Below are 12,567 nucleotides of genomic sequence, written 5' to 3' on the forward strand. Positions count from 1 at the left end.
CTCACTTCGGTAGCGGGCGCGGGCACGGCGGGGCACGCTCCGCGGAAGGGCGCAGCGTGCGAAACTGGGCGCGATGACCCCCATGCTACCGGCCGTCCCCGCCGGGCGGCGGAGCCTCGCCGACGTCCTCCCCGGCGCTCTCGACGCCCTCCTCGGCCGCCCGGGGACCTTCGGCTCGCCGCGCGTGGAGCGGATCGTCGTCGTCCTGGTCGACGGGCTCGGAGCGGCCAACCTGCGGCAGCGCGCCGGCCACGCGCGCACGCTCGCGCCCGCGCTCACTAAGGCCACGACCCTCGCCTCCGGCTTCCCGACGACGACCGCGGCGGCCCTCGCCAGCCTCACCACGGGCCGGCGCCCCGGGGAGCACGGGATGGTCGGCTACCGCGTGCTCGACCGCGCGAACGACCGGCTGGTGAACCAGCTCTCCGGCTGGGACGACCGGATGGTCCCGGAGCAGTGGCAGCCGCACCCCACCGTCTTCGAGCGCGCCGTCGAGGCGGGTGTCGCGGCGAGCGTCATCGGCGCCGCCCGCTACGCGCACTCGGGGCTCACCCGGGCGATCCTGCGCGGCGCCGAGTACCGGGTCGCCGGGGGAGTCGCCGAGCGCTTCGCCGCGGCGCGCGACCTCCTCGACCGCGGAGGCCGCCAGCTGGTCTACCTCTACGTCCCCGAGCTCGACATGACCGCGCACGCCCGCGGCTGGGAGTCGCCGGAGTGGACGACGGCCCTGGAGCAGCTCGACGGCGAGGTCGCGGCGTTCGTCCGCGGACTCTCCGGCCGCGAGGGCGTGCTCGTCACCGCCGACCACGGCGTGCTGGACGTGCCCGCGTCCTCGCACGTCCTCGTCCGGGAGCCCGTCCTGCTCGAGGGCGTCCGCCACCTGGCCGGCGAGCCGCGCTGCCTGCAGCTGCACCTCGAGGCCGGGGTCGATCCCGCGGTGGTCGCGGCGCGCTGGAGCGAGGCGGAGGGCTCCCGCGCCTGGATCGCGACCCGTGACGAGGTCGCGGCGAGCGGCTGGTTCGGCGAGGTCGGCGCCCCGGCGGCGGAGCGGATGGGCGACGTCTTCGTCGCCGCCCGCAAGGCGATCGCCTACTACTCGGCGGAGGACGCCTCCGGCCGGTCGATGATCGGCCAGCACGGCTCGCTCACCCCCGAGGAGACCCAGGTGCCGCTGCTCGGCTTCGGCGCGCTCTCCGGGATCTGAGTCCCGGGAGCGCGCTCGCCCTCTCCGGCGTCGCCCTCTCCGGCGTCGACCGGTCCGGCGTCGCCCTCTCCGGCGTCGACCGGTCCGGCGTCGACCGGTCAGTCGTCGACCGGTCAGTCGTCGCTGCGGGCCCCGAAGACGATCTCGTCCCAGCTGGGGATGGCGGCCCGGCCGCGGCGCATCGAGGTGCGTCCGCTCGCGGCGGGGTGCTCGGCGGCGGGTGCCGCGGGGCGCTCGGGCTCGGGGGCCTTCGGGGCGACGACCGCGGGGGCCTCCGGCTGCGGCTCCTCGCGCACCCGCGCCGAGGAGGCGTGGTCGCGCTCGCCGCGCCGGCGACGAAGCGCGTCGAGGAGATCGGCCGTGTCGTTGAGGTTGCGCTCGCGCTGCTCGGTCGTGCTGGTCACCGGGCGGGGGAGCGTCGAGACCGGACGCGGCGTGTCCGAGAGGGCCGGCTGCGGCTCGGTGTCGGAGGGCCGGGAGGCGGCGGGGCGGGAGTGCGGGAGACGCGACGGCCCCTGGCGCTCGGAGCCCGTGCGCTCGGGGCGCGACGGCTCCGCGGGCTTCGCGAAGGCGTCGGTGTCGAAGCGGGTCGCCAGCTCGTCGACCGCGGCGGGGATGACGGCGCGCAGGCGCGGGATGAGCGTCGGCCGGATCTCGCCCTGCTGCGAGAGCGTGGTCGCCTCGGCGGTGAGGGGGGAGAGGAGCGCCTTCTTGGGGTCGAAGCGCCAGCGGGCGTCGTGGTCGATCTCGTCGGAGCGGAAGAGCAGCTTGACGACCCAGCCCTCCTCCTCCTTCCAGCTCGACCACTGCTCGCCGTCAGCGCCGAGGGCGCCCAGGCGCTCGCGGATGACGTCGCCGAAGGGCGTGCCCTCCTCGAGCGGGTCGGGGTCGGCGCTGGTGTAGACGCGGACCGCCAGGGCGGAGGCGACGATGTGCTCGCGCTCGGCCGTGACCGGGCCCTCGAAGCGGGCGACGTAGTCGAGGTCGGCGCCGGTGAGCTCGGCGACCTCCTCGGCGGAGAGGCCCGAGCGGATGTGCGACTGGATCTCGCGGGGCGACACGCGCTTCTCCCGCGGGGGCAGCGAGTGCACGCGCGGGCGTAGCTGGCTCTGCAGCGTCTCGTCGATGCGGACGGAGAACCGCTCACCGCCGTCCGAGACGAGGACGAGCGATCCGCTCTCGACGCCGATCACCTTCAGTTCCATCATCGTGCTGGACCTCCTTCTGGCCGCGGACGAGCCCGTGCCTGCCGCGAACCGGCTCAGGATCGCACGCCGACGGGCCGTTCCCCGGGAATACCGCGGGCGGGTCGAAAGTTGGTGCGGAGGAGGGCGCGGCAGCGGCTGTCAAGACGCGTTCGAAGCGGTTTGCGCATCGATACTTCTTGATGCACACTGTCCCCGCCGATTTGTTGAACGACTGAATTTAAGAAGTGGATGGGAATGGCTACGGACTACGACGCCCCCCGCAAGACCGATGACGACTCCGAGTCGATCGAGGCCCTGAAGGAGCGAGTCCCCGACAAGATGTCCGGTGTCGTCGACGTCGATGACGCCGACAACCCGGGCGGATTCGAACTGCCCGGTGCCGATCTGTCCGACCTCGATCTGGACGTCGTGGTCCTTCCGCCGCAGGCGGACGAGTTCACGTGCGTCAGCTGCTTCCTGGTGAAGCACCGCTCGCAGATCGACCACGAGGAGAAGCTCGGCCCGATCTGCCTGGAGTGCGCCGCCTAGGCCTCTCCCGGCTCCGAAAGACCAGCGCCCCGTCGCCGTGATCCCTCCCGGATCGCGGCGACGACGTCGTTGGGGCGCCTGCTCGACAGCAGCCAGTACGGCGTCGGGTCGGCGGGGTCATCGATCGGGACCCGGACGACGTCGCGCACCCAGCCGCGGATGACGAGGAACGCCCTGGCATCCAATCGCGGTCCGCGCTGAGCGAACGCCCGCTCGCCGGTGAAGGCGACCGCGTCGCCCACCAGCTCGAGCGGGATGTGCGCGCGGCCGGCCCGCAGCTCGCCGTCGACGACCTCGATGGTCGGCGACGTGGCCAGCAGCGTGCCGACGGTGCCGCCGTAGAGCACCAGCGCGACGAGGAAGCCGACGGACAGATTGATCGGCGCGAAGACCAGGATGCTGGCGGGGATCACGAGGGCGGTGGAGACGAAGAGCCAGGGCGCGGGCCACAGCCTCTCTCGGTAGGACGGCATGTCCCTATTGCATCAGACGATTGGTCTACCCTCGTCACGTGAACGAAACCGTCGACGTCCCGATCCGCGCGGACGAGGTCCCGTTCTACGCCCACCCCGGTGACGCCGGAGCCGATCTGCGCTCCACGGAGGAGCTCGTGCTCGCTCCCGGCGAGCGGGCGAGCGTCGGCACCGGGGTCTCGATCGCCCTGCCCGACGGTCACGTCGGCTTCGTCGTGCCGCGCAGCGGGCTGGCCTTCAAGCACGGCCTCACGATCGTGAACGCGCCCGGCACCATCGACGCCGGCTACCGCGGCGAGATCCGCGTGGCGCTCCTGAACACCGACGCGCGCGAGCCGTACCGGATCGCCGCGGGCGACCGGATCGCACAGCTCGTCATCCTGCCCGTCGTCCGGGCCCGCTTCACCGCCGTCGAGGAGCTGCCGGACTCCGTCCGCGGCACCGGCGGCTTCGGCTCGACCGGCTACGCCACCGCAGCACCAGCAGACGCCCGCACCAACGAGGAGAACGCATGAGCGACATCCAGCCCGCCGGCACCGAGGACGCGGCCGTCGAGACCGCCGCGCAGGACTTCGAGAAGTCCGCGCCCGCCGACCGTGCCGAGGCCGGCCCGCTCGACGAGCGCGAGGCCAACCCGGTCCGCCCCTACATCGACCTCGGCGGGGTGAAGGTGCTGCCCCGCGAGGGCATGCACATCCGCCTCGAGGTCGAGGAGGCGACCAAGCGCGTCATCGCCGTCGGCCTCGACTACGCCGGGTCCACCCTCCAGGTGCAGCCGTTCGCGGCGCCGCGATCCTCGGGTCTCTGGCACGAGATCCGCGGGCAGATCGCGGAGCAGATCGGCCGCCAGGGCGGCAGCACCGAGGAGCGCGAGGGCGTCTTCGGCCCGGAGATCGTCGCGCAGCTCCCGCTGGCCGGCGGCGGCGTGCGCGTCGCGCGCTTCGTCGGCGTCGACGGTCCGCGCTGGTTCCTCCGCGGCGTGATCGCCGGCGCGGGGGCCACCGACGAGCAGGCCGCGGCCGCCGTCGAGGACCTCTTCCGCAGTGTCGTCGTGGTGCGCGGCTCCGGCCCGATGCCCCCGCGCGACCTCATCCCGCTCAAGATGCCGGACAGCGGCCAGACCCAGCAGAGCGCGAGCTGAGCGGGATGGGCGCCGAGGGCGACCCGCAGCCCGAGCGCGCCGATCAGCCCGAGCGGCCCGAGCGTGCTGTCCAGCCGGAGGTCGGCGACGCGATCGCCAAGGCCGCCCGCCGCTCCGGACTCGGCGTCGTCGCCGACGGCGAGCCGTTCGACGGCCGCGCACTGCTCGGCTCGATGGGCGGCGTCCGCGGCATCCTCGAGGCCGTCGTGCCCGGGGTCGCCTTCGTCCTCCTCTTCACGATCACGGGAGAGCTCGTGCTCTCGCTGGTCGCCTCGGTCGGGATGGCCGTGCTGTTCACCGTCGCGCGGATCCTCGGGCGCACCCCGGTCATCCAGGCGGTCGGCGGTCTGCTCGGCGTCGTGATCTCGGCCGCCCTCGCGCTGATCACCGGCCGCGCCGTCGACAACTTCGTGCCCGGCCTGATCACCAACCTCGTCTACGGCCTCGTCTTCCTGGTGTCGGTGCTCGCGCGCTGGCCCCTGATCGGCGTCGCGGCCGGCTACCTGATGGGCGACGGCACGGCCTGGCGGGACGACCGCCGGAAGCGCCGGCTGTTCTCGCTGCTGACGCTCGCCTGGGCGGCGCTGTTCTTCGTCCGGCTCGCGGTGCAGTACCCGCTCTTCCTCGCCGGCGACGCCACGGCCCTGGGCACCTGGAAGCTCGTGCTCGGCCTGCCCCTCTACGCACCGCTGCTGGTGCTCACCGTCCTGGCCGTGCGCGCGGAGTACCGCGGCGCGGCGGAGCGGGACGAGGCGGCTCCGCCCACGGAACGCGCGTAGAGTTGTCTCGACGTCAAGATAAATAGTTAGGTCCTCCTTGGTGGCGGGGCGCTGTGCGCGGTCGCCAAGATGGAGACGGATATGTGGGTGCGCCCGTCGGCGGAGCCCACGTCAGCGAAGGAGAGGGCGACGTGTCCGCGGTAGACAGCTTTGGATCGAAAGACAACCTGAAGGTCGGCTCGACCGACTACGAGGTGTTCCGCATCGACCGGGTCCCCGGTCACGAGAAGCTCCCGTTCAGCCTGAAGGTGCTGCTCGAGAACCTGCTCCGCACGGAGGACGGCGCCAACATCACGGCCGATCACATCCGCGCCCTGGGCGAGTGGGTCCCGGAGTCGGAGCCCGACACCGAGATCCAGTTCACGCCCGCGCGCGTCGTGATGCAGGACTTCACCGGCGTGCCCTGCATCGTCGACCTCGCCACCATGCGCGAGGCCGTCGCGGCCCTCGGTGGCGACGCGAACAGGATCAACCCGCTCGCGCCCGCCGAGATGGTCATCGACCACTCGGTCATCGCGGACCTCTTCGGCACCCCCGACGCCCTCGAGCGCAACGTCGAGCTCGAGTACGAGCGGAACGGCGAGCGCTACCAGTTCCTCCGCTGGGGCCAGACCGCGTTCGACGACTTCAAGGTCGTCCCGCCCGGAACCGGCATCGTCCACCAGGTCAACATCGAGTACCTGGCCCGCGTCACGATGACCCGCGAGGTCGGCGGCGTCCTCCGCGCCTACCCCGACACCTGCGTCGGCACCGACTCGCACACCACCATGGTGAACGGGCTCGGCGTGCTCGGCTGGGGCGTCGGCGGCATCGAGGCCGAGGCGGCCATGCTCGGCCAGCCCGTGTCGATGCTCATCCCCAAGGTCGTCGGCTTCAAGCTCGCCGGAGCGATCCCGGCCGGCGTGACCGCGACTGACGTCGTCCTGACGATCACCGAGATGCTGCGCAAGCACGGCGTCGTCGGCAAGTTCGTCGAGTTCTACGGCGCCGGCGTCGCCCAGGTGCCGCTCGCCAACCGTGCGACCATCGGCAACATGAGCCCCGAGTTCGGCTCCACCGCCGCGATGTTCCCCATCGACGACGTGACCCTCGACTACCTGCGCCTCACCGGCCGCAGCGACGAGCAGATCGCCCTGGTCGAGCAGTACTCCAAGGTGCAGAAGCTCTGGCACGACCCCGCGGTCGAGCCGGTCTTCAGCGAGTACCTCGAGCTGGACCTCAGCACGGTCGTCCCCTCGATCGCCGGGCCGAAGCGCCCGCAGGACCGGATCGAGCTCACCTCGGCGAAGACGCAGTTCGAGTCGGACCTCAACAACTACACCGACGTCACCCACGACATCGTCGACCTCACCCTCGCCGAGTCGTTCCCCGCGTCGGACCCGGGCGAGCTCCAGCCGCAGGACGAGTACAGCTCGCACTCGCACACCCACCGCTCGCACGCGCCGACCACGGCGTCCAAGCCGACCACCGTCGAGCTGGGCGAGGGCCACGAGAGCTTCACCATCGACCACGGCGCCGTCGCGATCGCGGCGATCACCTCGTGCACCAACACGTCGAACCCCTCGGTGATGCTCGCGGCCGGCCTGCTGGCCCGCAACGCCGCGCAGAAGGGCCTCAAGGCCAAGCCGTGGGTCAAGACCACGCTGGCGCCGGGCTCGAAGGTCGTCACCGACTACTACGAGAAGGCCGGGCTCACCGAGTCGCTCGAGGCCCTCGGCTTCTTCACGGTCGGCTACGGCTGCACCACCTGCATCGGCAACTCCGGCCCGCTGCTCGAGGAGATCTCGACCGCCGTGCAGGAGAACGACCTCGCCGTCACGGCCGTCCTCTCGGGCAACCGCAACTTCGAGGGCCGCATCAACCCCGACGTGAAGATGAACTACCTGGCGAGCCCGCCGCTCGTCATCGCCTACGCGCTCGCCGGCTCGATGAACTTCGACTTCGAGGTCGACGCCCTGGGCACCGACACCGACGGCAACGACGTCTTCCTCAAGGACATCTGGCCCGACGCGGCCGAGGTCCAGGCGACGATCGACTCCTCGATCGACAAGTCGATGTTCGACACGCAGTACGCCGGCGTGTTCGACGGCGACGAGCGCTGGCGCTCGCTGCAGACCCCCGAGGGCTCGATCTTCGAGTGGGACGAGGACTCCACCTACGTGCGGAAGCCCCCGTACTTCGACGGCATGACGATGGAGACGACCCCGGTCACCGACATCGCCGACGCCCGCGTGCTCGCCAAGCTGGGCGACTCGGTCACCACCGACCACATCAGCCCCGCCGGCTCGATCAAGGCCGACAGCCCGGCCGGTCAGTACCTCGCCGAGCACAGCGTGGACCGCAAGGACTACAACTCCTACGGCTCGCGCCGCGGCAACCACGAGGTGATGATCCGCGGCACGTTCGCGAACATCCGCCTGCGCAACCAGCTCCTGGACAACGTGGAGGGCGGCTACACCCGGGACTTCACGCAGGAGGGCGGCCCGCAGTCGTTCATCTACGACGCGTCGCAGAACTACCAGGCGCAGGGCACCCCGCTGGTGATCCTCGGCGGCAAGGAGTACGGCTCCGGCTCGTCGCGCGACTGGGCGGCGAAGGGCACCAGCCTCCTGGGCGTCAAGGCGGTCATCGTCGAGAGCTTCGAGCGGATCCACCGCTCGAACCTGATCGGCATGGGCGTCGTCCCGCTGCAGTTCCCGCAGGGCGAGACCTGGGCCTCGCTCGGGCTCGACGGCACGGAGTCGATCAGCATCTCGGGCATCGAGGCGCTGAACGAGGGCGTGACCCCGAAGACGGTCCACGTCGTCGCCTCGCCGACGTCCGACTCGCCCGAGGGCAAGCAGCCGATCGAGTTCGACGCGGTCGTCCGCATCGACACCCCCGGGGAGGCGGACTACTACCGCAACGGCGGGATCCTGCAGTACGTGCTGCGCTCCCTGGTCTGATTCCGAGCAGATCTGCGCGCCTCCCTGCAAGCCGGGGAGGCGCGCACCTGTTCCACCGGACCCCGTGCGTAGACTCGGGAGACGTCCACACCCCTCAGACATCCCCCGGAAAGGCGGCGCGAATGGCTGTTCTCGAGACCATCTCCGGACCGCGCGACCTCGACCGCCTGACCCGGACCGAGCTCGAGACGCTGGCGCTGGAGATCCGCGACTTCCTCGTGCGCGAGGTGTCCAAGACCGGCGGCCACCTCGGCCCGAACCTCGGCGTCGTCGAGACGACCATCGCGATCCACCGGGTCTTCGACTCGCCGCACGACGCGATCATCTTCGACACGGGGCACCAGTCCTACGTGCACAAGCTGCTGACCGGCCGCCAGGACTTCTCCGGCCTCCGTCAGCGCGGCGGACTCGCCGGCTACCCGCAGCGCTCCGAGTCGCCGCACGACATCGTCGAGAGCTCGCACGCCTCCAGCTCGCTGTCCTGGGCGGACGGCATCTCGCGGGCCTTCACGATGACCGGGCAGACGGACCGCCACGTGGTCGCGGTCGTCGGCGACGGCGCGCTCACCGGCGGGATGACCTGGGAGGCGCTGAACAACATCAGCGACGACAACTCCCGCGGTCTCGTCATCGTCGTCAACGACAACGGCCGCTCCTACGCCCCGACCATCGGCGGCATGGCGCGCTTCCTCAACGGCGTCCGCACCCGGCGCACCTACCGCACGCTGCACCGCGGCTCCCGCGCCGTCTCCGAGCGCCTGGGCGGCCCCGCGGCCGCGGTCTACCGCGGTGTGCGCGGCGGCCTGCACGGCTTCCTCAGCCGCTTCATCAACAACGAGGCGCTGTACTCCAACCTCGACATCAAGTACCTCGGCCCGATCGACGGACACGACCTCACCGCGATGGAGGAGGCGCTCCAGCAGGCCAAGGACTACGGCACGCCGGTGATCGTGCACGCGATCACGCAGAAGGGCAAGGGCTTCGAGCCCGCCGTCCAGGACCTCGCCGACCAGTTCCACGCGGTCGGCCAGATCGATCCGGAGACCGGCGAGCCGCTGAGCGCGAGCGGCGCCCGCTCCTGGACCTCGGTCTTCGCGGAGGAGATCGTCACCCTCGCGGACGAGGACCCGACGATCGTCGGCATCACCGCCGCGATGCTCCGCCCGGTCGGCCTCGACCGCCTCGCCGAGAAGTACCCGGACCGCGTGTTCGACGTCGGCATCGCCGAGCAGCACGCCGTGACCTCCGCCGCCGGCCTCGCCTTCGGTGGTCTGCACCCGGTCGTCGCGCTCTACGCGACCTTCGTCAACCGCGCCTTCGACCAGGTCCTGATGGACGTGGCGCTGCACCGCGCCGGCGTCACCTTCGTGCTCGACCGCGCCGGGGTCACCGGCCCCGACGGCCCGAGCCACCACGGCATGTGGGACCTCGCGATCCTCCAGGTCGTCCCGAACATCCGCCTCGCCGCGCCCCGTGACTCCGTCCGGCTGCGCGAGGAGCTGCGCGAGGCCGTCGGCGTGAAGGACGCTCCCACGGTCGTGCGCTTCTCCAAGGGCAACGTCGGCGACGAGATCGACGCGCTCGAGCGCCTCGACGACGGTGTGGACGTGCTGCTGCGCTCGGAGCGGCAGGACGTGCTGATCGTCACCGTCGGCCCGATGGCGGCGATGGGCCTCGACGTCGCGCAGCGGCTCGCCGCGCAGGGCATCGGCGCCACCGTCGTCGACCCGCGCTGGGTCGTGCCGGTGCCGCGCAGCGTCATCGACCTCGCGGCCGAGCACCGCCTCGTGATCTCGATCGAGGACGGCGTGCGCGTCGGCGGCATCGGCACCCGGATCCGCCAGGACCTCCGCGAGGCCGGCGTCGACACGGCCGTCACCGAGCTGGGGCTGCCGGACCAGTTCCTCGACCACGCCAAGCGCGAGGAGATCCTCGAGGACGTCGGACTGACTCCGCAGCACATCGCCCGCGACGTCGTCGCCCAGGTGCTCGGAAGCAAGATCCCGGTCGCGCGCCCGCTGCCCGAAGAGGTCGCGGCGCACGACGACGCGCGCAAGGACTGAGTGCTCGAGGACTGAGTGCTCGAGGACTGAGCACGTTGCACGCACGAGAGAGGGCGCCCACCGGACCGGTGGGCGCCCTCCTGCGTTCTCGAGTTCCTGCGGCTACTCCACCCCGCGGATGGCCGGGTCGTGGAACGTGCCGCCGAAGGCGCGCTCGCTCGCGCCGACGCGGTCGAGGTAGGGCGTGAGGCCGCCCATCTGGAACGGGTAGCCGGCGCCGAGGATGAGGCAGAGGTCGATGTCCTCCGCGGCGTGCACGACGTCGTCGTCCAGCATCCGCTTCACCTCGTCGGCGAGGCCGGTCTCGACGCGCAGCCGCAGCTCCTCGGCGGTCATCGGGTCGGAGCCGCCCTTGACGATGGCGACGGCGCGCTTGTCCACGCCCTTCACCCGGCCTTTGGCGTCGCGCTCGAAGACGTGCCCGAGCTCCGCCAGGCGGTGCAGGTTGGCGCTGTCGTAGAAGCGGTCCGGGAAGGCCGCGTGGTGGGTGTCGAGCACGTGCGCGCCGACCTTGAGTCCGACGAGTTCGAGCAGCTCGAACGGCGTCATCGGCAGGCCGAACGGCTCGAGCGAGGCCTCGACGACCTCGAACGGGGTGCCGGTGTCGACGGCGTGCATCGCCTCGCCGAGCACCTTCGCCAGCACGCGGTTGACCACGAAGCCCGGGGTGTCGCGGGTGATGACGGCGTTCTTCTTCAGCTTCGCCGCCGTGACCATCGCGGTCGACAGCGTCTCGTCGTCGGTCTGCGGCGTGTTCACGACCTCGATCAGCGGCATCACCGCGACCGGGTTGAAGAAGTGGAAGCCGACCAGGCGCTCCGGGTGCTGCAGCCGCTCGCCGATCCGCTCGACCGAGAGCGAGGAGGTGTTGGTCGCGAGGACGGCGGTGGGGGACACGTAGCGCTCGATGTCGGCGAAGACCTCCTGCTTGACGGAGAGCTCCTCGAAGACCGCCTCGATCACCCAGTCGGCGTCGGCGAAGTCGGCGCGGTCGGTGGTGCCGGTGACGAGACCGCGGAGGCGGTTCGCGTCGTCCGGCGAGAGGCGGCCCTTGGCGAGCAGGGTGTCGATCTCGCCGACGATGCTCGCGACGCCGCGGTCCACCCGCTCCTGGTCGAGATCGGTGATGACCACCGGCACCTGGAGGCGGCGGACGAAGAGCAGCGCGAACTGCGTAGCCATGAGGCCCGCGCCGATGACGCCGACCTTGGTGACCGGCTTGGCGAGGCTCTTGTCCGGCGCGCCGGCGGGGCGCTTCGCCCGCTTCTGCACCAGGTCGAAGGCGTAGATGCTCGCGCGGAACTGATCCCCGGAGACGAGGTCGGCCAGCGCCTCGTCCTCGGCGGCGAAGCCCTCCTCGCGGGTGCTGCTCTTGGCGGCCTTCAGCAGGTCGAGCGCGCGGTAGGGCGACGCGGCGACGGTGCCGATCTTCGACTCGAGCTGCTTGCGGGCGATCGCGATCGCGGCGTCCCACTTCACCAGGCGCTCGATCTTCCCGGGCATGTTCGGCCGCTTCACCTCGACGGTCCCGCCGAGGACGCCGTCGGCCCAGACCAGCGAGTTCTCGAGGAAGCTCGCGGAGGGGAAGATCGCGTCGGCGATGCCGAGGTCGAAGACGTCCTGGCCCTTGAGGGTCCGGTTGTTCTTCAGCGGGTTCTCGACGATCACCTTCAGGGCGTTCTCGATGCCGATCAGGTTCGGCAGCAGCCAGGCGCCGCCCCAGCCGGGGATGATGCCGAGGAAGACCTCGGGCAGTCCGAGCGCGGGGATCGAGGCGTCGACGGTGCGGTAGTCGGCGTTCAGCGCGATCTCGGTGCCGCCGCCGAGCGCGAGCCCGTTGATGAAGACGAACGAGGGGACGCCGAGCTCGGCCAGCAGGCCGAGGGTCCTGTGGCCCAGGCGCGCCAGCTGGCGTCCGATCTCGTGGCTCGGGATGCTGCCGACCTTGCTGAGGTCGGCGCCGGCGGCGAGGATGAACGGCTTGCCCGTCACGCCGACCGCCTGGATCTCGCCGGCCTTCGCGCGCGCCTGCTGGGCGAGCAGCACGTCGGCCAGCTCGAACAGCCCGGCGGGGCCGAAGGTGCTCGGCCGGGTGTGATCGCGGTCGTTGTCGAGCGTGATCAGCGCCAGGACGCGGCCGCTGGGGAGCGGGACGTCGCGGACGTAGGAGTGGGTGACGACCTCGCCCTCGGCGAGTTCGACCAGGTCCTCGAATCCTTCGAGCAT

The 12,567-nt window shown here is 71.5% G+C and carries 10 protein-coding genes; 7 read left to right on the forward strand and 3 right to left on the reverse strand.

From position 1 onward, the window contains the following. Positions 1-73 precede the first annotated feature (73 nt). Positions 74-1,204: an alkaline phosphatase family protein gene (locus tag C1I64_RS05645; protein ID WP_208645088.1), complete on the forward strand. Its 1,131-nt coding sequence runs from the start codon at positions 74-76 to the stop codon at positions 1,202-1,204. A gap of 113 nt (positions 1,205-1,317) precedes the next feature. Here the strand turns inward: C1I64_RS05645 and sepH are convergent, their stop codons facing one another. Continuing rightward, positions 1,318-2,412: a septation protein SepH gene (gene sepH, locus C1I64_RS05650; protein WP_127886488.1), complete on the reverse strand. Its 1,095-nt coding sequence runs from the start codon at positions 2,410-2,412 to the stop codon at positions 1,318-1,320. Positions 2,413-2,646: 234 nt separating this feature from the next. Between sepH and C1I64_RS05655 the strand changes: the two genes are divergently transcribed. Further along, complete coding sequence (locus C1I64_RS05655; protein WP_055792269.1) at positions 2,647-2,940, forward strand: DUF4193 domain-containing protein; 294 nt, start codon at positions 2,647-2,649, stop codon at positions 2,938-2,940. Here C1I64_RS05655 and C1I64_RS05660 read toward each other — a convergent pair. After that, the gene (locus C1I64_RS05660; protein ID WP_127886489.1) at positions 2,937-3,413 is read right to left on the reverse strand and encodes a DUF3093 domain-containing protein; all 477 of its coding nucleotides are present in this window, start codon (positions 3,411-3,413) and stop codon (positions 2,937-2,939) included. The two genes, C1I64_RS05655 and C1I64_RS05660, sit on opposite strands and share 4 nt — an antisense overlap. 38 nt (positions 3,414-3,451) lie before the next feature. Between C1I64_RS05660 and dut the strand changes: the two genes are divergently transcribed. From dut to dxs, 5 genes are all read left to right on the forward strand, one after another. Further along, the gene (gene dut / locus C1I64_RS05665; RefSeq protein ID WP_123445857.1) at positions 3,452-3,928 is read left to right on the forward strand and encodes a dUTP diphosphatase; all 477 of its coding nucleotides are present in this window, start codon (positions 3,452-3,454) and stop codon (positions 3,926-3,928) included. Beyond that, positions 3,925-4,554, forward strand: coding sequence for a DUF3710 domain-containing protein (locus C1I64_RS05670; RefSeq protein WP_123445858.1), 630 nt, complete (start codon positions 3,925-3,927; stop codon positions 4,552-4,554). The genes dut and C1I64_RS05670 overlap by 4 nt, the downstream gene beginning before the upstream one ends. Before the next feature lie 5 nt (positions 4,555-4,559). Continuing rightward, positions 4,560-5,333 (forward strand): DUF3159 domain-containing protein, encoded by a 774-nt coding sequence (locus tag C1I64_RS05675; RefSeq protein ID WP_127886490.1) that lies wholly within the window; start codon positions 4,560-4,562, stop codon positions 5,331-5,333. 131 nt (positions 5,334-5,464) lie between these two features. Then, complete coding sequence (acnA, locus tag C1I64_RS05680) at positions 5,465-8,278, forward strand: aconitate hydratase AcnA (protein ID WP_127886491.1); 2,814 nt, start codon at positions 5,465-5,467, stop codon at positions 8,276-8,278. A 122-nt stretch (positions 8,279-8,400) separates the two neighbouring features. Next, positions 8,401-10,341 carry a 1-deoxy-D-xylulose-5-phosphate synthase gene (gene dxs, locus C1I64_RS05685; protein WP_123703583.1) on the forward strand — a complete coding sequence of 647 codons (1,941 nt, stop codon included), beginning with the start codon at positions 8,401-8,403 and terminating at the stop codon, positions 10,339-10,341. 102 nt (positions 10,342-10,443) lie between these two features. Here the strand turns inward: dxs and C1I64_RS05690 are convergent, their stop codons facing one another. Further along, a complete protein-coding gene (locus C1I64_RS05690) occupies positions 10,444-12,567 on the reverse strand; it encodes a 3-hydroxyacyl-CoA dehydrogenase NAD-binding domain-containing protein (RefSeq protein ID WP_127886492.1) in 2,124 nt (707 codons plus the stop codon).

It is taken from the genome of Rathayibacter festucae DSM 15932, assembly GCF_004011135.1.
GTDB lineage: Bacteria > Actinomycetota > Actinomycetes > Actinomycetales > Microbacteriaceae > Rathayibacter > Rathayibacter festucae.

Excerpts from the sequence above, each read along its gene's own strand:
- C1I64_RS05645 (WP_208645088.1), top strand. The coding sequence starts at position 74 with ATGACCCCCATGCTACCGGCCGTCCCCGCCGGGCGGCGGAGCCTCGCC.
- sepH (WP_127886488.1), bottom strand. The coding sequence starts at position 2,412 with ATGATGGAACTGAAGGTGATCGGCGTCGAGAGCGGATCGCTCGTCCTC.
- C1I64_RS05655 (WP_055792269.1), top strand. The coding sequence starts at position 2,647 with ATGGCTACGGACTACGACGCCCCCCGCAAGACCGATGACGACTCCGAG.
- C1I64_RS05660 (WP_127886489.1), bottom strand. The coding sequence starts at position 3,413 with ATGCCGTCCTACCGAGAGAGGCTGTGGCCCGCGCCCTGGCTCTTCGTC.
- C1I64_RS05670 (WP_123445858.1), top strand. The coding sequence starts at position 3,925 with ATGAGCGACATCCAGCCCGCCGGCACCGAGGACGCGGCCGTCGAGACC.
- C1I64_RS05675 (WP_127886490.1), top strand. The coding sequence starts at position 4,560 with ATGGGCGCCGAGGGCGACCCGCAGCCCGAGCGCGCCGATCAGCCCGAG.
- dxs (WP_123703583.1), top strand. The coding sequence starts at position 8,401 with ATGGCTGTTCTCGAGACCATCTCCGGACCGCGCGACCTCGACCGCCTG.
- C1I64_RS05690 (WP_127886492.1), bottom strand. The coding sequence starts at position 12,567 with ATGCTCGAAGGATTCGAGGACCTGGTCGAACTCGCCGAGGGCGAGGTC.